The organism is Rickettsia lanei (genome assembly GCF_056242675.1).
This window is the reverse complement of record NZ_CP172233.1, coordinates 981,641-1,005,531: the sequence shown is the minus strand read 5'-3', so window position 1 is coordinate 1,005,531 and position 23,891 is coordinate 981,641. Positions and strand designations below refer to the sequence as shown.

Here is a 23,891-nt window from a genome sequence, read left to right as displayed (position 1 = left end):
ATAAAACAATACCTACTCACAATAACAATTGCACTACTCCACAGCTTTCTCAAGATTTACTATTATAACGGGTGACTTATTAATTTCTTGTTTTAAGGTTTTACGGATTGTTCCTTTTATTGCCTCGATTACTTGTTCATCCGACAATGCTTTTTTAGCCTGTTTATTTTGAATGGTCACAAGTTCTTTAATATCGTTTTTAATGAGGTTAACTAATGCCATATCCTCTTTCGGATCAAGCAGCCCGGGCATAGACAGCATTGGGTTTGCAACCAGCAGTCCTTTTTTATTAATGACTACTGATGCTACCACGATACCCGACTCACGCATACGTCTTCTAGCTTTGAAAATCGGAGATTCAACGGGCAGCAAATAATTACCGTCAACAGCTAAATAACCGTTTTCAACCTTTGAAATTACTTTTGCATTATTAGGTTCAAGCAGTACTACACTACCATTTTCAACCTCTACTACCTGTTTTATGCCGTTTTTCTTAGCAAGCTTAACATGTTCATGAATATGTACAGGCTCGCCGTGAACAGGTATACAAATATTCGGTCTAATTAGAGAATACATTTTTTGTAGCTCGTCAATCGATGGATGTCCTGAAACATGTACAAAATGGTCTCGCTCGGTAATAACTTCTACACCGGCTTTAACAAATATATTAAATAGCCTGAATATTTTCTTTTCATTACCCGGAATAATTTTTGAAGAAAAAATCATTGTATCCTTAGGAACAAGCTTTATAGACGGATGAGAATTACTAGCCAGTTTTGCGGTAGCAGCCATAGGCTCACCTTGACAACCGGTAGCAATTACTAATAATTCTTCTCTTCTAAATCTGCTAACATCACGTTCACTAATTAGAGGAGCAATATCTTTCAAATAGCCGCTTTCCTGCGCAGCAAGCATCATACGGTGCAAACTTCTACCGGTTAAGACTACTTTTCTACCCGCAAGCCCTGCAGCATGAATTATTGTATCAAGCCGTGCTAAATTAGAGGCAAAGGTTGAAACTACTACCATTTGAGGACAACCGGCTATAATATCTACTAAACTTTTTCTAACATCCCCCTCAGAACCTGAGCTTCCTTTATTAAATACGTTAGTTGAATCACAAACAAGTGCAAGAACCCCTTCATCTCCGTAAGATTTTAAAAGCTCCTCATCGGCTTTTTTTCCAAGTATCGGATCGTTATCAAATTTCCAATCCCCCGTATGTAAAATATTACCTGCATCCGTACGGATCATAATTGCTTGCATTTCAGGAGCCGAATGAGTCAGTGGCACCATCTCTAAGGAAAAAGGATCTAGATTTATTTTACTACCGGGTTTTACTTCATGAATTTTTATATTTTTAGCAAAATCATATTCATTTAAACGAATTTTTAGAAAATTTGCTGTAAAAGTAGTAATATAAATAGGACATTTAAGTCTATTCCATAAATATTGGACTCCACCTAAATGATCCTCGTGAGCATGAGTTAAAATCAGACCTACTATATCTTTTTTATATTTCTCGATAAAGCTGCTATCAGCAATGATCATATCAACACCGGGTAAATAATCATCGGCAAAACCGCTACCACAATCAATCATTAACCATTGACCTTGATAATGGTAAAGATTAAGATTCATACCTATTTCATTAGATCCCCCTAGCGGTACAAATAGCAGATCATTTTTATGATTTTTGATGTTGAATGATGACATAATTTAACTTAATATTTATTTTATTATTTTATTCTTATAACTTATTATTAGTTAAGCGTCTATATATTAAAAAAGAAATTCATATAATGAATATAAATAAAATAGCATTGATTTATAACCACAATTCCAAACATTTAGCTATTATAGAAGAAATAAAAAAACTCTATAATTATTGTAAAATAGAGGAAGCGGAGGTCATTATCGTAATAGGCGGGGATGGAGCATTACTACATAATATTCACCGCTATATGCATCTTAATATACCTTTTTACGGAGTTAATTTAGGAAGCCTCGGCTTTTTAATGAATCCTTTAGATACCAAAAAATTATTACAAAATATACACGAAAGTACGGTTTCTATCCTAAATCCTCTTCTTATGCAAGTCGCAGATACGAGCGGTCAAATATATACGGCACTTGCTATTAACGAAGTATCGATATTTCGTAAAACTAATCAAGCTGCTAAATTTAGAATAGAAGTAAACGGGATAGAGAGAATGAACGAATTAGTAGCAGACGGAGCTTTAGTTGCAACACCTGCCGGAAGTAGTGCTTATAATTTATCTGCCAGCGGTCCTATTTTACCGCTTGAGTCAAACATGTTATGCCTAACCCCTATCTGCTCGTTTAGACCGCGTAGATGGCACGGTGCTTTACTGCTTTCATCTGCTACGATTAAATTTGAAATACTTAATACAAATAAACGACCGGTAAATGCTACTGCCGACTTTCAGGAGTTTAATAATATCACAAATGTTACCGTTAAATCTACTAAGGATAAGCCTGTTAAACTGCTCTTTAATAAAAACCATACGCTGGAAGATAGAATTATTAAAGAGCAATTCGGTGGGTAATTATTAAAAAATATTAATAATTTTTTGACTAAGAATTAAACTAATGTATGATGCCTTGTTAAAAATAACTAGGCATCATATATGAAATCAAAAAAGTCTTCTATTAACTTTTCTGAAAATACCCATATTTTATGGTTACCACGTGAAGCTCCAATATTACCTTAAATACAGCTATAGAATTGTACTCAGCAATAGTTAAGGATTTTGATATAAAAAATAATTATTTAAGAACTATTGAAGAAATCAAAAATTCAAAATTAGCTTCAGAATTTGCTAATTTAGCAATTAAGGAGATAAAAGAGGTAAAAACCCCAAAAAAGCTATTGGAATGTGTATTAAAAAATACAATTACGAAGAACTTAAAAATCATGAGTTATTTAAAGATTATGAGATTAGTGAATATAATGCTTTAATTAATAAAAATTCTAAAGTAGAAATATTTTTTGAATACAAACCTAGCTCCAATTCTTCTAACCCTATCACTAAGATTATCAATAAATTTATCGCTAAGGAAAATATTTTTCGTTTAGCCGTAGTAGAAAAGAATATTGCATTAATGGAAGAAGTAGCTAAAGATATACTTAAATCAGCACCTATAGTTTTAAATTTACTTAAAACTCACGGAGAATGGTATCAAAAATATCTAAATATTATTATTTGTAAAACCTGAATTTCAACCTGATATTATTAAACAATTAGCAAATATAGAAGATTTTGCTATTCTAGGCTCTTTTTCTGAAATATTGCTTGCTACCAAAAAATATGATGAAATAATAACATTACCTGCACCACGACCAGCGAATCTAGTAAACAATGAGCAAAAACAGGAAAGTAAATTTCATCTATTTTTGCCGTTATAATCTATCAGTAGCCTATAATAAATACAGGAAAATTATCATTAGACGAAGAACAATTATTACGCATTTTAAAGGATCGACCAAACGATAGCGCTTCATCAAGCTATAGCTTATTTAATATTTATTTACTTAACGAAAGGGCAACAGCAACAACAAATTTAATCAAAATGCTCCTACAGATATCAAAATTTCGACAGCAATGAGTTTTAATTTAGCTGAAATTGCTGAAGCTAAATTAAATCTAATTAACCAAGACAATTTATCTAAAGATAGTCAAGAACAGTTTCGATGTTTTCAATATATTGCCAAATACAATCAATATTCTGCTGCTGCGAAAATTGTGCATTAAGAAAACCTAAAGGATGAGTGAATCGAAATTAGCAACTCTATTAGTGGTGTTATATTACTATCTACAATAGCCTTATATACCAAAGTAATATGAATTAGCTAAACAATTTATACAAAAAATACCTAAAAATAAAATAACTCCATATCTCAGTAATATCTTCCAGGCAATAGAATTTTTATTCAATCCTGAAGAATATATTAACCAAATTCATATCGAAGCTCTTGTTAGCAACCTTAATTTTGCACAAGCACAAGCTATAGAAAAAATTAATAAGATTATCAATTGTTTAATCGCAATTAAGAAATACAACTTAGGGTTAAAGAAAGTTGAGGCAATTTTACAATATGATAATAAAAATCAGGAAGCCATTGAGATTAGATACGAATCAATGTGATAAATTTATAAATGCCTTAAAGAAAGATATAATATATAGACAACAGGGGGATAACGGCGTTAAATTTATCGGTAAAAAAGTAGTTGACATTAAAATTGATGGTGACCAGCATTTATTCACAAATATATTACATTCAAACGAACAAGGTGAATTACTGATACATTTTGATCATCAAGGAAATCATAATGATGTAATAAAATTCGCCAGCGAACATCATCTAGAATTTCACCAAGATTCACTATAACTTTAATAAAATTATTAATTTTTACTCAAAAGGTTGGCGTAGGTTAATAGCGGCAGATACGGTACCCTCGTCTAAATAATCAAGTTCACCTCCGATAGGTATACCGCTAGCAAGGCGAGAAATTTTAGCAGGATGCTCTTTTAAATATTCTGTAATAAAATAAGCAGTAGTCTGACCTTCTAAAGTAGAATTAGTAGCAATAATAACTTCTTTAATATTTTCTGCAAAACATCTTGTAAGTAGTTCAGGTAACCGAAGTATGCTAGGGTTTTGTCTACTAGCTGCCGATAAATTATGACCGAGTACATGATATAAACCTTTAAAATTACCGCTACGCTCCATTGCCCATAATTCAGCCACAGTTTCGACAATAGCAATAATTGATTTATCTCTATATTCAGAAGAACAAATACGGCAAATATTTTCCGTATCCATATTACCGCAAATCTCGCATTTTACTATTTTCTTATCTATCTCTACAAGATTATTAATCAGGCTTTTTAACCTTACGTCTTTATCTTGCAATAGGTAAAGCGCTATACGCCTTGCCGATCTAATACCAAGACCGGGTAATTTTGAAAAAAGATAAATTAGCTGATCTATATCATTATCATTTGTTTCATTCATAAATATACTCGTTTAATTTGAAAAATGCGCTACATCGTATTATAAGCACTGCGGTACTCACCTATTAAGTGTATATGCTCCGCTCTTCGCCTTATATACTCCTTGCTCTTTTCCAAATTAAACTTCGTCTATTACTTAGGAGTATATTTAAGACTTAATAACGACGGTTCCGGCTATTTTATCATGTAATGCTTGTTTTTTAGAAGAAAAAAGTATGAAAAAAATACCGATAGGAAAAGTCATATACCCTAAAAATCTTTTAATTAACTGCTTTAAGGTCGGACGATTTAATGTTACGGCATCTACGATTTTCATACGTAAAAACATTTTACTAAGCGTTGCACCTTTATAATACCAAAGCGTTATGAAATATGAGCCTATTACTAATATATTAGTAGCAAAAATTGAAATATTAAACAAAATATATTTATTAAAATTTCCTGCTTTAAGATATTCATAAAATTCCTGACTCATAACCGAGTTAAACATTGCATTGGGATTATGAAGATTAATGTTATTGCTAAGGAAATAATCATTAAAGAACAACCATAATAAATTAAAAGAACAAAATTGTGATATTGGGATTGCTATAAAGGCAAATACTGATAAATCAAGTGCCGTAGAAAAAATTCGTGCTATAAAATCAGGATAAATAATTTGTTTTTTCATTGCCAGTTACTTTATTTTGGTGTTAGATAGTAAGGGTTATGGCAATCTCAGGATTGTGGCATGAGATTGCTTCGTCAAAACTTACAGTTTGTCCTTGCAATGACGATTAATACCCCTAATCACAATCCAATATATTACATTCATGAATCAATTTAAAGCATATAGTTTATTATTTGTTGATAGTTTTGTCTCAAATCTTGTTATAGGTTTTCAGAATGAATTAATATTTCATTCTATGAAAATGTTCGGAGGCTATAATAGTTTAATAATGCTGTTAGTAGCTATTTGTGCTTCTCTTAGCGGTAATGCAATCAATTATATTTTTGGAACAATAGTTTTAAATATCTTTTATGCTTCCAAAAATACACAAAATATTTTAAGACATAAAAATTTAACAAAACTATATTATAAATATGAGATATTTATAATTTTCTTAATGGCATTTTCTTTTTGGGGAAGCTTTATTTCTTTATTCTCCGGTTTTTTTAAAACAAAATTTCTAAAATTTTTAGGTATTGGTTGTTTGGCAAAAGCATGCTATTATGCCTTAGAATTGTATATATTTTTTAACGCATGAAAAAATTAACCAAAACTCATTCTCATAGACAACAAAAATTAGCAAGCATTATAAATGAAGCATTAATAGAAATTCTAAGGCGTGGCAAAATGCTGGATAGCAGACTTTTTGCTTGTCCTCTCACTATTACGAAAGTTATAGTTACTACTGATCTCAAAATAGCTAATTGTTATTTCTTGCCTTTTAATACTAAACTAACAATAGATGAAATTATGGATGCATTAAATAATTCTAAAAATGCTATCAGAAATTTTATTACTAATAAAATACATATGAAATTCTCGCCTGATATAAGATTTCATTACGATCACGGATTTGATAATGCTATAAAAGTGGCACACTTATTAAAAGATCTCTGAATATAAGAATCTAATAATTTATTAAAAAATTATTATTAATAAATTATTTTAATATTTAGGTTATTGTATCATGCCATATTTTAATCAGTAATGTTATAACTGAAATATGGCATAACAAAATAGATAACTTAAAAGAAATAAAAGGATTAACAGGTTTACGCGGGTATACTGCATTATGGGTATTCTTCTTAACACGCCACATATAATTTGGCCAGATAACTCAATTGGAATGAATATAGCAAGACTTCAGTCTTGGGGTTGTAATATTTTTTGTGTTATCCGGCTTTATTTTTATACGCATACCGTTAGTTATAAAAGTTTTTTATTTGCACGTATTGCCAGAGTTTATCCCTTACATTTATTTATGCTTTTATAATGTGTTCCTTATTCAAGCATGGGGGTTCACGGATTTAGTATCTTGGAATCCAACCTTCATGTGCAATAAGTACGGTAATGTTTGCATATTAATTATTTCCTTTTTTAATATCATTGATGCAAAGATTATCAATAATTAAGTTATTGATAATCTTGTTATTTATATCTTATTGGATAATTTCTGCTCCTTATGCTTTTTTCAATGGCTGCAGACCCATATTAGTAACGAAAGAGTACAATTTGCTTACGGTAAAAGCTTAATAATGTTTTTAGGTGTATTTATTTTTGGTTGTATAACATATTTTATTACAAAATATATAAAATCTTTGAAACTTAATTATATTATTTATGATATTATTACATTTGTAGGAATTGCTGTTTTTGCTTATATTTTTATTATAATTAATGCAGAAACACTTTGGTGGCTTGCAGTTGGCTCATTCTTAATAATTATTGGAAAATCTAATGATTCAGGATTAAGTAAACTTATTTTCGGTAATCCAATAACATATTTTCTAGATCAAATTTCATATGCTTTATACCTTTCTGCTTTAACTACAGAATTTTTTGTAGCATAATTACTGGATTTATCCAACTCCTTTATGGCTTAAATTTGCTACTTCGGTTACAATAGCTACTATTTTGCATTATATAATTGAATTACCAGCTCGCCAGTTCATTCGTCAATTAAAAGTGAATAGATAGATAGGTGCTAGGAGATAAACGCAATCATTGAAAACAATAATTATCCGTTATACTAAAAACGCTTAAAAATTAAGCTTTAGTACAACAGCCCCCCTAGCATAAATGGACTAAAGGCTATTATAAATAAGTGTTTTGCAATGATGGAGTTTAAACATCATTTACAAAACGATAAATATCATAATAATTAAAATAATCAAGATATTTTAGTTATGTTTTAAATTTTAAGTATAACGCAAATAAAAATAAATCCTTATTTTTATTAAATAACTTTAAAAGATTATTTTTTTATATTAAAATATAAAAATAATCTTTTAATAAAAATAAATAGAAAATGTCTCCTCAAATAATAGAGTTATTAATTTTTGCCGTTATTGCCTTTTACATTATCAACAAATTAATTACGACTCTCGGTTCTACTGCAGAAGAGGAACAGACAAAGCAAAAATCTTATTTTGGCGAACCGGTTATTAAGGACGTAACTTACAGTATAGTTAAATCTAATAAAGAAGAAAAAAATATTCCAACAGCCCAAGATATTAAAGCTTTTAAAGATATAATAGTAGAACATAATATAACTGCGGTCGTAGATGGAATGGAACAAGTCCATAAACGCCTTTACTCCTTTGATCCGGTTAAATTCATAAATAATGCTAAAACTGCTTTTCAAATGATTATAGAAGCTGCTTATAAAAAAGATGCTAAAGAATTATCTGAGCTGGTAGATAAAAGATACTTGGAAGAATTTGAAAAAATAACACCGTCCTATGGTGATTTTTTTGACTCATCGGCTTTAAGTGCAAAATATTCAGAAATTTACATGTTCGGTAATAACATATTTATTAAATTACTATTTCAAGGTAAAAATGTAGTTGACAAAATCGAAGATTTAAAGGAAGAATGGACATTTACACGTAATGCTAATACCAAAGAAGTTGATTGGTTTTTAAGCAATATTGAGAGAGTGTAGCAATTATATTTTATGACCTGAATGTCATTTCCGCGGAAGTGGGAATGACATCAAAAGACTATAAAACTAAATAACAAACTATTAGTAATGAGTAAAATTTTCTATATTATAGGCACTATATTAATAATAAGTGTCGGTATTTTTATGTTTCAAACGATAACGGATAACAATCAAATAATCCCCAGAAAAGTTTTATTCGGTAACCCTGATAAAGCCAGGGTTTCTCTAACCCACGACGGCAAATATATTCTATATGTTGCACCGAAAGATGGTGTATTAAATATTTGGCTAGCACCCTCAGATGATATTAGTAAAGCAGAAGCCATAACCCATGACAAAGGACGCGGTATTTGGTCTTATGCTAAAGCTTATAATAATAAAAATATTTTATATACCCAAGATTTTAACGGTGATGAAAATGACCGAATTTATAGCTATAACATAGAGACAAAAGAGACAAAATTACTTACTCCTGCAAAAGGAGTTAAAGCCAAAATAGCCGGAGCAAGTCATAAGAAGCCAAATGAGATATTAATATATTTAAATGAGCGTAATCCTGAATATTTTGATATTTACAAATTAAATCTAGATACTCTAGAAAAAGAACTGATTTATAAAAATGATAGATTTACTGATTATGTAACTGATGAAAATTTAAATTTAAGATTCGGTAGCTTACTAGATAAAGACGGAACTGTTGAATATTATGAATTAAAAGACGGAGAACCAAAGTTATTTACTAAGATATCAATGGAAGATTCTTTTAACACTGCCATACTTGGTTTTGATGCTAGCGGTGAAACTTTATATATGCTAGAGGGACGTAATCGTAATACCTCCGCACTTAAAGCTATAACACTAGCTACAGGTAGTGAAGAAATATTAGCCGAAGATGCAAAAGCCGATATCAGCTTATTTACAGTTCATCCCACAAAGCAAACTCCGCAAGCAGTATCTATAGATTATGATAGAGTCTCATATAAAATATTAGATAAAGATATTGAAGATGATATTAAATATTTGCAATCTATTGATCGCGGTGATTTAATTATTAATAGTAGGACGCTAGACGATAAAACTTGGATCGTTGCTTATATGGCTGATAATGCACCGGTGAAATATTATAAATATGATAGGACAAATAAAAAAGCTGAGTTTTTATTTACTAATCGCAAAGAACTTGAGCAATATAATCTTGCTAAGATGATACCGATAATTATCAAGTCACGTGACGGGCTTGATTTAGTTAGCTATATCACTTTTCCAAATGATGTAAAGCTCGATAAAAATAATATACCCGATAGAAAAGTACCTCTAATTTTAAATGTCCACGGCGGTCCGTGGGTACGTGATAGCTGGGGATACAATACTGAGCATCAGTGGCTTGCAAATCGTGGTTACGCAGTTTTAAGTATAAATTACCGTGGTTCTACCGGTTTTGGGAAAGATTTCTTAAACGCCGGTAATTTAGAATATGCCGGTAAAATGCACACCGATTTAATTGATGGTGTTAACTGGGCTATTAAGAATAATATAGTTGATTCTGACAAAGTTTGTATTATGGGTGGAAGCTATGGAGGTTATGCAACGCTTGTAGGTCTTACCATGACGCCTGACGTATTTGCTTGCGGTATTGACGTTGTCGGTATGTCTAATTTATTAACTCATGTGCAATCTAAAGCTCCTTATATGACACCATTGTTAAGTATATATAAAACACGTATAGGACCTTGGGACACTGAAGAAGAAAAAGAATTTTTAAGACAAAGATCACCGATTAATTTTGTTGATAATATCAAAAAGCCTTTATTTATAGCACAAGGTGTTCACGATGTGAGAGTCGTGCAGGCAGAATCAGAACAGATTGTAAACAGCATGCAAGCAAAGCATATACCGGTAGTTTATGCACTTTACAAAGATGAAGGTCATGGATTTGCAAAAGCCGGTAATAGAATCTCATATTACGCTCTTGCCGAGCAGTTTTTAGCTAAGGTTTTAAAAGGAAGAGCGGAACATATAGGAGATGACTTAAAGAATGCTAATCTCATTCTGAATGATAAAGAAAAAATTAGCGGTACAGAGGCAGAAAAGATTATAGATACGGCAGTTGGGAATTAAGAAGCAACTGTCATACCGTGACTCGGTGTCACCCCGTGGCTTTGCCCATGGGATCTAGTTAAAAATACTAATAATTTTAGTATTTTTATTGTTTTTTAGATTCCTGCTTTCGCAGGAAAATTACACAGAAGAGCGACAATGACATTAAGTAAGTTTGAGTACTATCATGCTACTTACAAATACTGAAAATTCTTACGGCTTAATTGCAAAACTTTTTCACTGGATCATGAGCATTATAGTTATAGTAATGCTCATTGTCGGTGTCTTAATGGATAATTTCTTAGAACTTCCTTTAAAAGGGCAATTATACGGGATACATGAAGCAACCGGTATAGTTGTTGTATCTTTAGTAATAATAAGGCTTTTATAGAAATTCTATAATGCTAATGTTTTGCTACCGGAAGATATGCCGAATTGGCACAAAAAGCCACTAATATTAATATAAATTTGCTATAGCTTTTAATGTTATTAATGCCGATAAGCGGCTTTCTAATAACTATCTTATCAAACCATCATATTGATTTTTATGATTTGTTTACTATCAATTCTTTTGCTCCAGATTTACAATTTGCCAAAATCTTTAAAAAAATCTATAAAAAGGCTGCTTATTTACTGCTTTAATTATTTTGATATACTAGCTGCATTATATCATCACTTTATTAAGAAAGATAACGTATTAAAAGGATATTGAATGAGTAACCTCATTATAAACTTATTGACATATAATAAATTGTGTTTTATATACAAAGTAAGATCAGATAACTTACTATATTAGTATTATGAGTAAAAGTGCCAGAGTAGTAATCTCATCGAAAGGACAGGTAGTTATACCTAAATATATAAGCAATAAACTTGGTTTACATTCAGGCTCTGAGTTAATAATTAACTACAAAAAAAATGAAACATTAGAATTGCTTCCTATAAAAAAAGATATCTATAGCTTTTTTTGGTAAAGGTAAACATAAAGCTAAAAACGGTCCGGTGGATGTAGATGAAGCTATTAGTATTGCGATTATCGAAAATGATAGGAATTGACACTAATATCTTAACTCGTACTTTTCTTGAAGATGATGAAATACAAGGTAAAGCAGCTCAAAATTTCTTAAAACATAACATCACTAATAAGATTTTTATTGCATCATATGCATTACTTGAATTTGTATGGGTGCTAAAAGTAAATAAATTTACTCGCCAGGAAATTTATGAAGCAGTAATTAATTTTATTGATAATTCTGGCTTTATCATTGGGCATCAAGACATATATCAGCTACTGAGAAATATATTAAAGGTAAAGCAGACTTTGCCGATTATATGATTATTGCAGAAGGAGAAGTCAACAGTGCTAATAAGTTTAGCACTTTTGATAAAGATATAGTAAGAGAAGTTAAAAATGCATCTTATCCATAAAAATTAATAGCACTTTAAATAAATTATTTAAAATGAATATTCATGAATATCAAGCAAAAGAGATTTTAAGAAAATACGGCGTACCTACTTCCACCGGGCTAGTTGTTACGAAAACCGAAAAGATTAATGAAACCATAGATAAATTAAATACGGAAGTATATGTGGTTAAAGCACAAATACATGCCGGCGGTAGAGGTAAAGCAGGCGGTGTTAAGGTTGTTAAGAGTAAAGAAGAAGCCAAAAAAGTTGCTCATGACATGTTTGGTATTAATTTAGTAACGCATCAAACAGGACCTCAAGGACAAAAAGTAAACCGTCTTTATATCGAATCAGGTTGTGAGATTTTAAAAGAATATTATTTTAGTATAGTATTTGATAGATCGGCTAGCTGTATTACTTTTATAGCTTCTACGGAAGGAGGAGTTGATATTGAAGAAGTAGCAGAAAACACTCCGGAAAAAATTATTAAATTTTCCGTTGATCCTGCAACCGGTTTACAAGATTTTCATATGCGAGGCATAGCTTATGAGTTAGGCTTTAAGGATAACCAAGCTAAACAGATGAAAGAAATAGTAAAATCAGTCTATAATGCTTTTATTGAAACCGATGCAGCACAAATCGAAATCAACCCATTAATTGTAAATAGCGACGGGAACTTATTAGCTTTGGATGCAAAAATTACTTTTGACGATAACGGCTTATTGCGGCATCCGAATATTACGGCAATGCGTGATCATGATGAAGAAGATCCTCTAGAAACTAGAGCAGCAAATGCAGGACTTAGCTATGTAAAAATGGACGGTAATATCGGTTGTATGGTTAACGGTGCCGGTCTTGCCATGGCCACTATGGATATTATTAAACTTTACGGTGCTTCACCTGCTAATTTCTTGGATGTCGGTGGTGGAGCTGATCGTGAGCGTGTAAAAGAAGCTTTAAAAATAATTTTATCTGATAAAGCAGTACAAGGGATTCTAGTTAATATTTTCGGCGGTATCATGCGTTGTGATATTATAGCAGAAGGGATTATTGCCGCTGCAAAAGACATAGGTATAAAAGTACCGTTAGTAGTTCGTTTAGCCGGTACAAACGTTGAAAAAGGCGAAGACATTTTATCAAATTCTGGTTTAGAAATAATACCGGCACATGATTTAGCAGATGCGGCAAATAAAATAGTTGAAGCGATACGGTAGATAACCGTCATGAGCTATACAGGCATTGACCTTGTTGTATAGCGCTCGAAAAACCAGTTCAGTGTCATACCGTGTCTTGACCACAGTATCCATAAAAAAATTAAAATAAGGACTGGATCACGCGATCAAGTCGCGGGATGACATCAAAGTAAAATAAAAACAATAAACATTATTTAACATGGCAATATTAATAAATAAAAAAACACAAGTTATCTGTCAGGGTTTTACTGGTTTACAAGGAACTTTTCACTCTGAACAAGCGATAGCGTACGGCACTAACATGGTTGGCGGTGTTACACCCGGCAAAGGCGGTCATACTCACCTTGATTTACCTGTATATAATACCGTACATGAAGCAAAAGCAAAAACCGGTGCAAATGCAAGCGTTATATATGTTCCGCCCGGCTTTGCCGCTGATTCGATATTAGAAGCAATCGATGCCAAAATTGAAGTAGTAGTATGTATAACGGAAGGCATTCCGGTGCTTGATATGGTGAAAGTCAAACGTGCTTTAGTCGGTTCTAAAACTAGATTAATCGGTCCTAACTGCCCTGGAGTTATCACACCGGGTGAATGTAAAATCGGTATTATGCCTGGGCATATTCATAAAAGAGGAACAATAGGTATTGTTTCCAGATCAGGTACTCTAACTTATGAAGCAGTAGCACAGACAACAGCAGTAGGACTTGGACAATCTACGTGTGTCGGTATAGGCGGCGATCCTGTTAACGGCACTAATTTTGTTGATTGTATTGAGATGTTTTTGACAGATGATGAAACAAAAGCAATTATTATGATCGGTGAAATTGGCGGTAATGCAGAAGAAGATGCAGCTGAGTTTATCAAGCAGTCAAAAATCAAGAAACCTATAGTAAGCTTTATTGCAGGTATTACAGCACCTCCAGGTAAAAGAATGGGACATGCCGGAGCTATTATTGTCGGAAGAACAGGAAGTGCCGAAGATAAGCTGGAAGCTCTACAAAGTGCCGGCGTAATTATCACTAGATCCCCTGCCGATATCGGTAAAACTATGTTAGATTTACTAAATAAAGGCTAAAGTTATTCAAGAGCAATTGCTGTCATTCCTACTAGGTCTTGTTGCGTGGAGACTGAAGGTCGTCATTGCGAGGAAATTACGTAAGTAATTGACGAAGCAATTTCAGGATGCTTGACAGGATTGCCACGTCGCTTCGCTCCTCGCAATGATGATTTGGTACCCATGCAACCATGCTTTCACGGGAATAACATAAAAAGCATTTACTGGTCTACGCAACAATTCTTAAGGACTCTTAATTATCCCTAATTTCTTTAACTATATTTAGTAATTGTGGAAAATCTATTAACCCAGGTATTAATTTTGAATCGATTATATACGCAGGTACTCCTTGAATTCTAAGACTTCTAGCTATTTTCATATTTTGAGTAATTAAATCTTTAATCTCATTACTATCGGCAATTTCTTCAATTTCCGTAGCATTTAAGCCATTCTCAGTTAATAATTCTTTTATAGATTCCTTAGAAACATCTCTTATTTTTATTAATTCATCATGAACAGCTTTGAATTTACTTGGATTAACCTTATAAACGGCTAAAACTATTCTTGCAAGATATTCGGAAACATCTCCAAGGATAGGAAGCGGTCGTAATACAACTTTAACTTTTGGATCGTTTTGCAATAATTCATTTATAGAAACATCGCCTTTTTTACAATAAGAACAATTGTAATCATAAAAAGCAATTATTGTTACATCACCGTCTTTATTTCCTATAACAGGAAAGCTTGTGCTATCTTCAATACTTAACTTATTATCTTTTATATAGTTATTAACTTTAGTCTCATTTTCCTGTACTTTACGTTTTTGCAACCCTTCTATTGATTCTATTATTATTTCCGGAGTTTTAAGCAAATAATCTTTGATTATTGCTTGTACTCTTTCTTCTTCACATTTTCTTGCATCTTCGCTTTGTTTAACCTCAACGGAAACTGGATTTGTAGAATAAGTTTTCATTGTTTTGAAAACAAATAAAACTCCTATTATAACTATAAATATAACCAATATTTTACCTATAATATCCTGCATAAATACCTTTTTTAAAAATTTTATATCTTCCTAAAGTCTAAGTAATTCTATATGTCATTCCCGCGAAAGCGGGAATGACATAAAACGATCTATGTAACAAAGCCAGCTTGTCATCCGGTGTAGCAAAGTCCATTACTTCTGTCTTATTAATCTGCTCTGATCTCTTTTCCAGTCTTTTTCTTTAATTGACTCTCTTTTATCATGTAATTTCTTACCTTTAGCAATACCAAGTTCAACTTTCACTTTATTTTTTTTATTAAAATACATAGAAAGAGCTACTAGCGTATAGCCTTTTATTCTAATTCTACCGATAATTTTCTTTATCTCTTTAGTATGCAACAATAATTTACGCGGTCTACGAGTAGCATGATTAAATCTATTCGCTTTTTCATATTCTGCAATATGGCAGTTATACAAAAATACCTCATGTCCGGTATCTGCCGCATGACTTTCTTCTATAGAAGCTTTGCCTTGACGCAGAGACCGTACTTCACTACCCTTTAATACAATACCCGCTTCTAATCTTTCTTCAATAAAATAATGAAAAAGGGCTTTCTTATTTTGTGCAATAACTTTCTTATATTCAGTCATATTTTTATAGATAGTGATGTTATGATGTTTTCAATTTGTTTTTTGGCACTATCGCTTGCTTCAGTTAATGGGGGTCTAATTTCATTTTCACATAAACCTAAATAATGTGCAGCATATTTTATCGGAATCGGATTAGATTCTACAAATAATGCTGTATATAAAGGTAGTAATTTCTGATGGATTTCTAATGCTCCTTTAGTATCGTTCTTATTCCATTTTTCTAATAGCTCTTTACATATATTAGGAACAATATTAGAGGCTACAGAAGTCCACCCCACCCCACCTTGAGCGTTAAAAGCTAAGACTACTTCATCATTACCGGTTAAAATATTGAAATCCTTTTTAACTGTTGCTCTGATCCGCAATGGACGTTCTAAATCTACACCACAATCTTTTAATGCTAAAATACGCGGTAGCTTGCTAAGTCTCAATATTGTCTCATCAGAAAAATCTACTCCGCTTCTAGTTGGAGCTGAATATAACATAATAGGTAAATTACACGCTTCATGCAATGCTTCAAAATGCTTATAAATTCCGTGTTGGGTAGGTTTGACATAAGATGGTGGACTAGCCATAAAACCATCTACGCCGATTTTTGTAGATTCCGCTGCAAGTGCTCTTGCATAAGTAGTATTATTTGATGAACACCCGCTTATTATAGGAATACACTTATTAACGATTTCTACGCTAGTTTGCAGTAATAATTTATATTCTTCAAAGCTTAAACTACTACTTTCTCCCGTTGAGCCTGCAATTAATACTGCATCGACTTCATGCTTTATTTGATGTTTTACAATTCTCTCTAAAGCATATAAGTCTAACTTATTATCTTTAAAAGGTGTTATAAGTGCGGTAATTAAACCTTTAAATATGTTATGCATGATTTTTTTGATTTTAATTGTTTAGCTTATTAAATCATCATTGCGAGAAGAATTACGTAGTAATTCGACGAAGCAATCTCAGGAGTTTGTTATTATTTCATGGGATTACCACGCAGTCTACGACTGCTCGCAATGACGACTCAGTATCCATACACAGGCAATACCTCCTCGCAATGACGTTTCTTCTACTCCCTAACAACACGCCTATACTCTTCTTTCAAACGATCTGCAATTTTATGATCATCAAAAATAATCTTTTTATTGCCAAGATCTATAGAATCAATATTTTGTACCTCAATTGCCGTGCCTGTAACAAAACATCCGGTAAAATCCTCTATTTGCTCTAATTTTAAACGCTCTTCTTTTACTTCTAGACCTAAATCTTTTGCAATTTCAATAATAGTCTTTCTTGTTATACCGTTTAAAAACCTATCGGCAATTGGAGTATATAATATTTTATCTTTAACAAAGAAAATATTTGTTGTAGTGCATTCAGCAATATATCCTTCATAATCAAGTAATAATGCATCCTCATAGCCAAGAGCCTTAGCTTCTTTTTTACTCGTTATTGCCATATTATATTGAGCGGCGGATTTAGATTGTACCGGGGTGCTATCAGGCATTGCTTTACGCCAGCGGCTTACATGCAAATTTATACCTTTCTCAAAAGACCTCGGCATAGATGGAATACCGGCAATCAAAAGATTAGTAGATAAATACTGATTAGTGATATTTAGCGACTCGTCTCCGCACCAAATAAGCGGTCTTATATATGCATCCTTAATATTATTTTGTTTTATTACACGTTCATGCGCTTTTATTATCTCGTCTACATTATAAGGTACTTTCAAACCTAATGCTTCTGCTGATTTTATTAATCTTGCCGTATGTTCTTTTAGTTTAAAAACTTTGCCATTATAAGCTCTCTCACCCTCAAATACCGATCCTGAATAATGCAGGCTATGAGTCAAAACATGAATCCTTGCACATTGATAAGGAACTAAATCACCATTAATCCAAACATGCCAAAAAATTTGCTCTAGTTTTACCATTGTCATTAATCTATATTTATATTAAAGTATTGTCAATCGTCATGAGCTATACGGCCGTAGTTCCTATGTCATTCCTGCGAAAGCGGGAATCCAGTAGTATTTAACGTCATCCCGCGACTTGATCGCAGGATCTCAGAACACAACCTACGACATAAGATCCCGTGGTCAAGCCATGGGATGACAATAGTGAAATACAATTTTTTTAAATTAAACGAGTATGCATACATACAAAGCACATATTTTAATCGTTGATGATGATAGCAGAATATTAGCACTTTTAAAGCAATTTTTAAATAAAAACGCGTTTTTAGTATCAACGGCAAGCTCAGTCATAGAAGCTAAAAATCTATTAAAAACTTCTAATTATGATTTAATTATTTTAGATGTTATGTTACCTGAAATAACAGGGCTTGATTTTGCTACTACTATAAGGGATGCCGGTAATAATATTCCTATAGTTATGCTTACTGCTTTATCGGAAGCCGATGACCGTGTTAAAGGACTTGAAGCCGGTGCCTCTGATTATATAACTAAACCTTTTGAACCGAGAGAATTATTACTTCGGATAAATAACTTAATCAATAATTATAATAACTTTAAAAAAGAAACGAATATAATTAAATTCGGCAATAATTTTTATAATTCCGATACAAAAGAATTTACCAAGAATCATCAAATTGTATCTCTTAGCTCTACTGAACAAAAATTACTTGAGATATTAATAAAAAATTCCGGTAAATCTACTAGTCGTTTTGAACTGTCAAAAATAATGGGAGGGCTTAGTATGCGTTCTATCGATGTACAAATTACAAGAATAAGAAGCAAAATAGAAGACAACCCAAAAGAGCCGAAATATTTAAAAACTGTGCGTAATGAGGGCTATGCACTTTATATCTAAATTATTACAGCATATTTCAAAGAGCTTCAGACAAGATGAATTTAAAAGCGAGCCTACACAGCGTATAAAAATAAGTGAGCACAGACCAATCTTGAAAAATTCGCTTGTATCAAGCTCTTTGAAATATGCTTTACCAAGAACATTATTTGTACGGTTTATGTTTATTATAATCATTCCGATTTTAATAGGACAAATCGTTGCTATATTTTTGTTTTACGATCGTCATTGGTATAATGTTTCATATTATACTAGTACTATTATTATCAATGAAATAGAATCATTGATTAAAGAACATAGAAATAATTCAAGAGAGATAACCCATTTATCGGAAAATTATCTTAATTTATCTTATCAGTTTCAGCTTAATAAAAAGTTATCTATAAAACAGCCTAAATTAGGTGAACCTTTAACTATATTCAAAAATATTTTAGCTACAAAAATCCATGAAAACAATATAGTTAAACTAAATAAGAAAAATAAAATTGAAGTATTTTTAGAATTAAAAGATGGAGTATTATATATTACTTTTCCTGCAAAGTTACTACTTAATCCTACAGTATATATATTTGTTTTATGGATTATATCTTTAACTGTTATATTACTTTCTGTTTCTATTATTTTCTCCAAAAATCAAATTAAATCAATACTCACTCTTGCGGATAGCATGGATAAATTTGGTCGAGGTGTTTTAAAAGGCAACAATTTCAAACCTTCAGGAGCCTTAGAAATAAGAAAAGCAGGGCTTGCTTTTTTAAAAATGAAAGCTCGTATTGAAAAACAAATTACTAAAAAAACCACTATACTTGCTATGATTTCTCATGACCTGAGAACTCCTTTAACAAGAATGAAGCTACAACTTGAATTGATGGAAGAAAGCGAAGAAATCGAAGGGTTAAAACAAGATATATTAACTATGCAGCAAATGATAAATTCTTATTTAGATTTTGCTAAAGGTGCAAGTACAGAAGAATTTGAAGACATTTTATTATTACCTTGGATGGAACGTTTTTTTAACAAATGGTCACATGTAAATATTGAATTTATAAAATCTACTAATTTAGATAAACTAGCAGTATGCATTAAGCCGCATTCTTTTGAAAGAGCCTTGTCTAATGTAATCGGTAACGCTATAAAATATGGAACTAAAATTAAGATATCCTCAAAAGATAATGCATCTACCGTAGCTATAATTATTGAGGATAACGGTCCCGGTATAGATGATACGGAAACACACCTTGTATTTAAACCGTTTTATAGATCGGATAAAGCAAGACAGCTTGATAATGCAAGTAACGTAGGGCTTGGGCTTGCTATTACTAAAGAAATAATAAACGATCATAAAGGCTCTATTTATTTAGAAGATAGCAAGGATTTAGGCGGGCTATCGGTAAGAATCGAAATACCTAAAATATGACTACCGATGTCATTCCCGTGTAGATGCCAAATCGTCATTACAATGATAGGCACAACCGAGGGCGTGACAATCTCAGAAATTTTATATTGTTTCATGAGATTGCCACGCTCCTTTTAGTCACTTGCAATGACGGAAAAATCGATCCATGCAGCAACATCTAAAATATAAAATAATGACTAACATAAAACATTTAGCAATAATAATGGACGGTAATGCTCGTTGGGCAGATCAGCATAACTTAACAAAATCTGAAGGGCATAAAGCAGGAGCCGATAAAATTCGTGAATTACTGCCTGAGTTTCTTAACCTTAACATACCTTATATAACTTTATATACTTTCTCTTCCGAAAATTGGCAACGCTCAAGCACGGAAGTAGATTTCTTAATAAAATTATTAAGTATTTATTTAAAAACCGAATTAAATAATTTACATAAAAACGGCGTTAAAATAAAAGTAATAGGTAGGCTGACTTTATTAAGTAGCTCATTGCAAAAACAAATAAATAATGCTATAGAATTAACAAAAAATAATAATAAAATAACGCTTTGTATAGCTTTTAGTTATGGAAGTCGTCAAGAAATAGTTGATGCCTGCACAAAAATTATTACAAGCGGTAAAAAAGCAGTAAGTGACAGCGATATACAACACGCTTTATATGATCCTGAAATGCCGGATGTAGATTTATTAATAAGACCGGGCGGGGTTTATCGCATCAGTAATTTCTTGCTTTGGCAAGCAGCTTATGCTGAATTATATTTCTCACCCAAATATTGGCCTGATTTTAATAAATATGATATACAAGAAGCTATAAATGATTACTCAAAAAGGAAAAGAACATTTGGTAAAAGATAAACAAAAATCAAACATATATTTAAGAATCCTATCCGGTATAGTTTTAGTTCCGTTATTTGTCATAGCTATATTATGGTGTAAGCCTTTATTCTATATTCTAATGATATTAGTAGGTACGGGAATGTTAAGTGAGTGGTATAATATGACCTACTCTTCTATTCCTGATCTATTAATCGGGCTAATTATTATTCCGATTCCTATAAGCCTATTAATATTTTTAAGTATGGAAGATACCAATAGATGGCTTATTATGCTTTATTTTTGCATAATGTGGTCGGTAGATACTTTCGCTATGATTGGCGGCAAAACTTTTAAAGGAGCAAAACTTGCTCCGAAACTTAGTCCTAACAAAACCTGGAGCGGTTTAGTGACGGGAGTATTATCAGCAGGTTTAGTTGCGGTATTAGTTAGTGTTATACCAAACTTTCATATTGAAAATTACTATTTTTCAAATAAAATTTATTTGTTTATAATGAGTTGTATATTAGCATTAATAGCTCAATTAAGTGATTTATTTATTTCATATTTTAAGCGAAAATTTAATATTAAAGATAGCGGTCATATAATACCCGGTCATGGAGGAGTGCTAGACAGATTTGATAGTATTATTTTAACCGCTCTGATATTATTTCTTATGAAGATATATTTATGATAATACATTTAAATAATCATTCTAAAAAAATAATTTTAAATATCTTTTTAGCTTTACTGCTTGTATATTTTGTTTTTCATTGCATATATGGTAACAAAGGGATTATTGCATATTTAAAAGTAAATAGGCAGCTTGAAAAAGCTTATGATGAACTAAAAGGCTTACGAGCAGAAAGAGTAGAACTTGAGCATAACGTCAAATTACTACGAACGGAATCTCTAAATAAAGATATGTTAGAAGAACAAGCAAAGAAAGTTTTAGGAGTAGCTGCTCCAAATGAGCAGGTGTTTAATCACCAATAACAAAACTTTGTTGTCATCCCGCTACTTGATCGCGGGATCCAGTCTTTTTTAATTTTTTTTTGATACCGTGGTCAAGCCACGGGATGACACAGAACGCGTTTTGCGATCCGCACAACAACATTATTGATTCAAAGGAATTAAAAATCATTTATGACTATAAAAATTTATCAAAACGACCTACCTAATAATTTTACACTTGAAGGAGATTTAGCTATAGATACCGAAACAATGGGACTAAATCTCCATAGAGATAAACTATGTTTGCTACAATTGAGTAACGGCAATGGTGAAGCTCATCTTGTTCATTTTACAAATCAAGATTATACAGCTCCTAATGTAAAAGCATTATTACTAGATAAAACTAGATGTAAGATATTTCATTTTGCTAGATTTGATCTAGCATCCATAAAAAAATATTTAAGTATAGATTTAGAAAATATCTTTTGTACTAAAATATCTTCAAAACTAGTTAGAACTTATACCGATAGTCATGGGCTTAAGGATTTGTGCCGAGAATTGCTTAATATAAATATTTCAAAACAACAACAATCTTCCTATTGGGGTGCGGATCATTTATCTTCAGAACAAAAAGAATATGCAGCAAAAGATGTGCTTTATTTGCATCAGTTAAAAGATATTTTACAAAACATGCTACTTAAAGAAAATAGGTATGAACTTGCCCAAGATATTTTCCGTTTTTTACCGATAAGAGCTAATTTAGACCTTATCGGTTGGAATGAAATTGATATTTTCATGCATTAATTTATTAATACCATTTATTGACTTCAGGTATAAAATCAGGCGCACTATTTAATAGTCTATCTGTAATAAATTTTCATTAATAATTGAAGATTTTTGCAGAAATAGCAGTTCCTATTTCAAAAAAATCTTATAATTTACAGCAAAAAAAATTAAATTACCGGTTAAAATTTATTACAGACAGTCTATTAGTAGCTAATTGATTTTTTTAAATTACTGAGCCTACAATAGACTTATTGCATAATGTAGCTAATAAGAAAGAATTTGAAGAAAACATGGAAACACTTGCCACCGCAGCGTACATAAAAATACGTAAGGATGTGAGTACCGGATTGACATACAAATTTACCCTTAGATACAAGTTATACAAAAAGTGTAATTAATTAGTAACTAAAAGGGGATTTTTATGACTAATAGAAAAAAAATAGAAGTGCTAGATTCAAAGTCAGATTTAAATCTAAGTCTAAATAGTATAGCAAACCTCTGTTATCCTAGGATTATAACTTGTGAAACAGAAGAAGAAACTTTAAGTATTGATGGCGGTTTTGCCGCATTTTGGTAGGCAGCTAATTATATAATAGATAAAGTATTAATGCTAATAAACAATATTTACTATTACCTTAGAGAAGGGACATTATGAAACTTCATCTTATCAGAGTTATAAGGGTGCTTCAAAAGGTACTTACCATAATAATTGCAGTAATTTTATAAATGAGACGAAGCAGCATTATGACTCTTCATTAGATAAACATAAGGAGGTAGTTTTAGGTCATACTACTACTTTTTTTTGGGTTAGTATGATAAGGTAATACAATAAAAGTATACTAGGTGTCATACTGCGGCTTGACCACGGTATTTAAAAATAACTTAAAGTACTAATAATTTTAGTATTTTAAACTAGATCCCACGATCAAATCACGGGATGACAGATTCAAAAAATAATATACTTCTGATAAATGAAAAGTAGATAGACGCAGTTTAATTTGGAAAGAGCAAG

Annotated in this window: 26 protein-coding genes and 4 pseudogenes; 22 read left to right on the top strand and 8 right to left on the bottom strand. The window is 31.7% G+C overall.

The genetic code is table 11. The features are described 5' to 3' along the window. Window positions 1–33 precede the first annotated feature (33 nt). Complete coding sequence (locus ACHBLB_RS05745; protein WP_475841252.1) at window positions 34–1,716, bottom strand: ribonuclease J; 1,683 nt, start codon at window positions 1,714–1,716, stop codon at window positions 34–36. Between the two features lie 86 nt (window positions 1,717–1,802). On the opposite strand from ACHBLB_RS05745, the gene ACHBLB_RS05740 reads away from it, so the two are divergent. After that, the gene (locus tag ACHBLB_RS05740) at window positions 1,803–2,570 is read left to right on the top strand and encodes an NAD kinase (protein ID WP_475841250.1); all 768 of its coding nucleotides are present in this window, start codon (window positions 1,803–1,805) and stop codon (window positions 2,568–2,570) included. Window positions 2,571–2,898: 328 nt separating this feature from the next. Next, window positions 2,899–3,240 carry a hypothetical protein gene (locus tag ACHBLB_RS05735; RefSeq protein WP_475841248.1) on the top strand — a complete coding sequence of 114 codons (342 nt, stop codon included), beginning with the start codon at window positions 2,899–2,901 and terminating at the stop codon, window positions 3,238–3,240. A gap of 3 nt (window positions 3,241–3,243) precedes the next feature. Here the strand turns inward: ACHBLB_RS05735 and ACHBLB_RS05730 are convergent, their stop codons facing one another. After that, complete coding sequence (locus ACHBLB_RS05730) at window positions 3,244–3,384, bottom strand: hypothetical protein (RefSeq protein WP_475841246.1); 141 nt, start codon at window positions 3,382–3,384, stop codon at window positions 3,244–3,246. A gap of 736 nt (window positions 3,385–4,120) precedes the next feature. Between ACHBLB_RS05730 and ACHBLB_RS05725 the strand changes: the two genes are divergently transcribed. Beyond that, a complete protein-coding gene (locus ACHBLB_RS05725; protein ID WP_475841244.1) occupies window positions 4,121–4,414 on the top strand; it encodes a hypothetical protein in 294 nt (97 codons plus the stop codon). 21 nt (window positions 4,415–4,435) lie between these two features. Here ACHBLB_RS05725 and recR read toward each other — a convergent pair whose 3' ends face one another. Next, the gene (gene recR / locus ACHBLB_RS05720) at window positions 4,436–5,041 is read right to left on the bottom strand and encodes a recombination mediator RecR (protein ID WP_014364701.1); all 606 of its coding nucleotides are present in this window, start codon (window positions 5,039–5,041) and stop codon (window positions 4,436–4,438) included. Window positions 5,042–5,188: 147 nt separating this feature from the next. Next, window positions 5,189–5,710, bottom strand: coding sequence for an RDD family protein (locus ACHBLB_RS05715; protein ID WP_475841242.1), 522 nt, complete (start codon window positions 5,708–5,710; stop codon window positions 5,189–5,191). Window positions 5,711–5,852: 142 nt separating this feature from the next. Between ACHBLB_RS05715 and ACHBLB_RS05710 the strand changes: the two genes are divergently transcribed. The 12 genes and pseudogenes from ACHBLB_RS05710 to sucD all read left to right on the top strand — a co-directional run bounded on the left by ACHBLB_RS05710 (window position 5,853) and on the right by sucD (window position 14,468). Continuing rightward, window positions 5,853–6,287: a YqaA family protein gene (locus tag ACHBLB_RS05710; protein ID WP_475841240.1), complete on the top strand. Its 435-nt coding sequence runs from the start codon at window positions 5,853–5,855 to the stop codon at window positions 6,285–6,287. Further along, window positions 6,284–6,646, top strand: coding sequence for a 30S ribosome-binding factor RbfA (rbfA, locus tag ACHBLB_RS05705; protein WP_475841238.1), 363 nt, complete (start codon window positions 6,284–6,286; stop codon window positions 6,644–6,646). The genes ACHBLB_RS05710 and rbfA overlap by 4 nt, the downstream gene beginning before the upstream one ends. Window positions 6,647–6,821: 175 nt before the next feature. Continuing rightward, window positions 6,822–7,022, top strand: a pseudogene (locus ACHBLB_RS05700) (hypothetical protein). Between the two features lie 325 nt (window positions 7,023–7,347). Continuing rightward, window positions 7,348–7,599 (top strand): hypothetical protein, encoded by a 252-nt coding sequence (locus ACHBLB_RS05695; protein WP_475841236.1) that lies wholly within the window; start codon window positions 7,348–7,350, stop codon window positions 7,597–7,599. 458 nt (window positions 7,600–8,057) lie between these two features. Then, on the top strand, window positions 8,058–8,693 hold the full coding sequence (locus tag ACHBLB_RS05690) for a Tim44/TimA family putative adaptor protein (RefSeq protein ID WP_475841234.1): 636 nt from the start codon (window positions 8,058–8,060) through the stop codon (window positions 8,691–8,693). Window positions 8,694–8,780: 87 nt separating this feature from the next. Then, a complete protein-coding gene (locus ACHBLB_RS05685; RefSeq protein WP_475841231.1) occupies window positions 8,781–10,811 on the top strand; it encodes a S9 family peptidase in 2,031 nt (676 codons plus the stop codon). Between the two features lie 166 nt (window positions 10,812–10,977). Beyond that, window positions 10,978–11,256 (top strand): annotated as a pseudogene (locus tag ACHBLB_RS05680) (cytochrome b). Between the two features lie 17 nt (window positions 11,257–11,273). Beyond that, window positions 11,274–11,432 carry a cytochrome B gene (locus tag ACHBLB_RS05675; protein WP_475841229.1) on the top strand — a complete coding sequence of 53 codons (159 nt, stop codon included), beginning with the start codon at window positions 11,274–11,276 and terminating at the stop codon, window positions 11,430–11,432. A gap of 158 nt (window positions 11,433–11,590) precedes the next feature. After that, a pseudogene (locus tag ACHBLB_RS05670) lies at window positions 11,591–11,846 on the top strand (AbrB/MazE/SpoVT family DNA-binding domain-containing protein). Beyond that, window positions 11,833–12,218: pseudogene (locus ACHBLB_RS05665) on the top strand (PIN domain-containing protein). Before ACHBLB_RS05670 ends, ACHBLB_RS05665 begins: the two co-directional pseudogenes overlap by 14 nt. Window positions 12,219–12,250: 32 nt before the next feature. Then, the gene (gene sucC, locus ACHBLB_RS05660) at window positions 12,251–13,411 is read left to right on the top strand and encodes an ADP-forming succinate--CoA ligase subunit beta (RefSeq protein ID WP_475841226.1); all 1,161 of its coding nucleotides are present in this window, start codon (window positions 12,251–12,253) and stop codon (window positions 13,409–13,411) included. Window positions 13,412–13,589: 178 nt separating this feature from the next. Further along, window positions 13,590–14,468 carry a succinate--CoA ligase subunit alpha gene (sucD, locus tag ACHBLB_RS05655; RefSeq protein ID WP_475841223.1) on the top strand — a complete coding sequence of 293 codons (879 nt, stop codon included), beginning with the start codon at window positions 13,590–13,592 and terminating at the stop codon, window positions 14,466–14,468. Between the two features lie 232 nt (window positions 14,469–14,700). On the opposite strand, the gene ACHBLB_RS05650 is transcribed toward sucD, so the two are convergent. The 4 genes from ACHBLB_RS05650 to ACHBLB_RS05635 all read right to left on the bottom strand — a co-directional run bounded on the left by ACHBLB_RS05650 (window position 14,701) and on the right by ACHBLB_RS05635 (window position 18,022). Then, entirely contained in the window at window positions 14,701–15,492 is a 792-nt protein-coding gene (locus tag ACHBLB_RS05650) for a DsbA family protein (RefSeq protein WP_475841222.1), read from the bottom strand. A gap of 132 nt (window positions 15,493–15,624) precedes the next feature. Continuing rightward, a complete protein-coding gene (gene smpB / locus ACHBLB_RS05645) occupies window positions 15,625–16,083 on the bottom strand; it encodes an SsrA-binding protein SmpB (protein ID WP_012150787.1) in 459 nt (152 codons plus the stop codon). After that, window positions 16,080–16,964, bottom strand: coding sequence for a 4-hydroxy-tetrahydrodipicolinate synthase (gene dapA, locus ACHBLB_RS05640; protein WP_004995750.1), 885 nt, complete (start codon window positions 16,962–16,964; stop codon window positions 16,080–16,082). Before dapA ends, smpB begins: the two co-directional genes overlap by 4 nt. Before the next feature lie 185 nt (window positions 16,965–17,149). Continuing rightward, window positions 17,150–18,022: a branched-chain amino acid transaminase gene (locus tag ACHBLB_RS05635; RefSeq protein ID WP_475841221.1), complete on the bottom strand. Its 873-nt coding sequence runs from the start codon at window positions 18,020–18,022 to the stop codon at window positions 17,150–17,152. A 211-nt stretch (window positions 18,023–18,233) separates the two neighbouring features. On the opposite strand from ACHBLB_RS05635, the gene ACHBLB_RS05630 reads away from it, so the two are divergent. The 7 genes from ACHBLB_RS05630 to ACHBLB_RS05600 all read left to right on the top strand — a co-directional run bounded on the left by ACHBLB_RS05630 (window position 18,234) and on the right by ACHBLB_RS05600 (window position 23,456). After that, window positions 18,234–18,914, top strand: a complete 681-nt coding sequence (locus ACHBLB_RS05630; RefSeq protein ID WP_475841220.1) for a response regulator transcription factor — start codon at window positions 18,234–18,236, stop codon at window positions 18,912–18,914. After that, entirely contained in the window at window positions 18,898–20,328 is a 1,431-nt protein-coding gene (locus ACHBLB_RS05625; RefSeq protein WP_475842773.1) for a palindromic element RPE3 domain-containing protein, read from the top strand. Before ACHBLB_RS05630 ends, ACHBLB_RS05625 begins: the two co-directional genes overlap by 17 nt. A 145-nt stretch (window positions 20,329–20,473) precedes the next feature. Continuing rightward, window positions 20,474–21,181: a polyprenyl diphosphate synthase gene (gene uppS, locus ACHBLB_RS05620; protein WP_010977222.1), complete on the top strand. Its 708-nt coding sequence runs from the start codon at window positions 20,474–20,476 to the stop codon at window positions 21,179–21,181. Next, on the top strand, window positions 21,141–21,833 hold the full coding sequence (locus ACHBLB_RS05615; protein ID WP_475841218.1) for a phosphatidate cytidylyltransferase: 693 nt from the start codon (window positions 21,141–21,143) through the stop codon (window positions 21,831–21,833). The genes uppS and ACHBLB_RS05615 overlap by 41 nt, the downstream gene beginning before the upstream one ends. Then, complete coding sequence (locus tag ACHBLB_RS05610) at window positions 21,830–22,135, top strand: FtsB family cell division protein (RefSeq protein WP_475841216.1); 306 nt, start codon at window positions 21,830–21,832, stop codon at window positions 22,133–22,135. Before ACHBLB_RS05615 ends, ACHBLB_RS05610 begins: the two co-directional genes overlap by 4 nt. A gap of 150 nt (window positions 22,136–22,285) precedes the next feature. Next, complete coding sequence (locus ACHBLB_RS05605) at window positions 22,286–22,897, top strand: ribonuclease D (protein ID WP_475841214.1); 612 nt, start codon at window positions 22,286–22,288, stop codon at window positions 22,895–22,897. Window positions 22,898–23,300: 403 nt separating this feature from the next. Continuing rightward, window positions 23,301–23,456, top strand: coding sequence for a hypothetical protein (locus ACHBLB_RS05600; protein WP_475841211.1), 156 nt, complete (start codon window positions 23,301–23,303; stop codon window positions 23,454–23,456). Window positions 23,457–23,891: the final 435 nt, after the last annotated feature.

Excerpts from the sequence above, each read along its gene's own strand:
- ACHBLB_RS05745 (WP_475841252.1), bottom strand. The coding sequence starts at position 1,716 with ATGTCATCATTCAACATCAAAAATCATAAAAATGATCTGCTATTTGTA.
- ACHBLB_RS05740 (WP_475841250.1), top strand. The coding sequence starts at position 1,803 with ATGAATATAAATAAAATAGCATTGATTTATAACCACAATTCCAAACAT.
- ACHBLB_RS05735 (WP_475841248.1), top strand. The coding sequence starts at position 2,899 with ATGTGTATTAAAAAATACAATTACGAAGAACTTAAAAATCATGAGTTA.
- ACHBLB_RS05725 (WP_475841244.1), top strand. The coding sequence starts at position 4,121 with ATGATAATAAAAATCAGGAAGCCATTGAGATTAGATACGAATCAATGT.
- recR (WP_014364701.1), bottom strand. The coding sequence starts at position 5,041 with ATGAATGAAACAAATGATAATGATATAGATCAGCTAATTTATCTTTTT.
- ACHBLB_RS05715 (WP_475841242.1), bottom strand. The coding sequence starts at position 5,710 with ATGAAAAAACAAATTATTTATCCTGATTTTATAGCACGAATTTTTTCT.
- ACHBLB_RS05710 (WP_475841240.1), top strand. The coding sequence starts at position 5,853 with ATGAATCAATTTAAAGCATATAGTTTATTATTTGTTGATAGTTTTGTC.
- rbfA (WP_475841238.1), top strand. The coding sequence starts at position 6,284 with ATGAAAAAATTAACCAAAACTCATTCTCATAGACAACAAAAATTAGCA.
- ACHBLB_RS05690 (WP_475841234.1), top strand. The coding sequence starts at position 8,058 with ATGTCTCCTCAAATAATAGAGTTATTAATTTTTGCCGTTATTGCCTTT.
- ACHBLB_RS05685 (WP_475841231.1), top strand. The coding sequence starts at position 8,781 with ATGAGTAAAATTTTCTATATTATAGGCACTATATTAATAATAAGTGTC.
- ACHBLB_RS05675 (WP_475841229.1), top strand. The coding sequence starts at position 11,274 with ATGTTATTAATGCCGATAAGCGGCTTTCTAATAACTATCTTATCAAAC.
- sucC (WP_475841226.1), top strand. The coding sequence starts at position 12,251 with ATGAATATTCATGAATATCAAGCAAAAGAGATTTTAAGAAAATACGGC.
- sucD (WP_475841223.1), top strand. The coding sequence starts at position 13,590 with ATGGCAATATTAATAAATAAAAAAACACAAGTTATCTGTCAGGGTTTT.
- ACHBLB_RS05650 (WP_475841222.1), bottom strand. The coding sequence starts at position 15,492 with ATGCAGGATATTATAGGTAAAATATTGGTTATATTTATAGTTATAATA.
- smpB (WP_012150787.1), bottom strand. The coding sequence starts at position 16,083 with ATGACTGAATATAAGAAAGTTATTGCACAAAATAAGAAAGCCCTTTTT.
- dapA (WP_004995750.1), bottom strand. The coding sequence starts at position 16,964 with ATGCATAACATATTTAAAGGTTTAATTACCGCACTTATAACACCTTTT.
- ACHBLB_RS05635 (WP_475841221.1), bottom strand. The coding sequence starts at position 18,022 with ATGACAATGGTAAAACTAGAGCAAATTTTTTGGCATGTTTGGATTAAT.
- ACHBLB_RS05630 (WP_475841220.1), top strand. The coding sequence starts at position 18,234 with ATGCATACATACAAAGCACATATTTTAATCGTTGATGATGATAGCAGA.
- ACHBLB_RS05625 (WP_475842773.1), top strand. The coding sequence starts at position 18,898 with ATGCACTTTATATCTAAATTATTACAGCATATTTCAAAGAGCTTCAGA.
- uppS (WP_010977222.1), top strand. The coding sequence starts at position 20,474 with ATGCAGCAACATCTAAAATATAAAATAATGACTAACATAAAACATTTA.
- ACHBLB_RS05615 (WP_475841218.1), top strand. The coding sequence starts at position 21,141 with ATGATTACTCAAAAAGGAAAAGAACATTTGGTAAAAGATAAACAAAAA.
- ACHBLB_RS05610 (WP_475841216.1), top strand. The coding sequence starts at position 21,830 with ATGATAATACATTTAAATAATCATTCTAAAAAAATAATTTTAAATATC.
- ACHBLB_RS05605 (WP_475841214.1), top strand. The coding sequence starts at position 22,286 with ATGACTATAAAAATTTATCAAAACGACCTACCTAATAATTTTACACTT.
- ACHBLB_RS05600 (WP_475841211.1), top strand. The coding sequence starts at position 23,301 with ATGACTAATAGAAAAAAAATAGAAGTGCTAGATTCAAAGTCAGATTTA.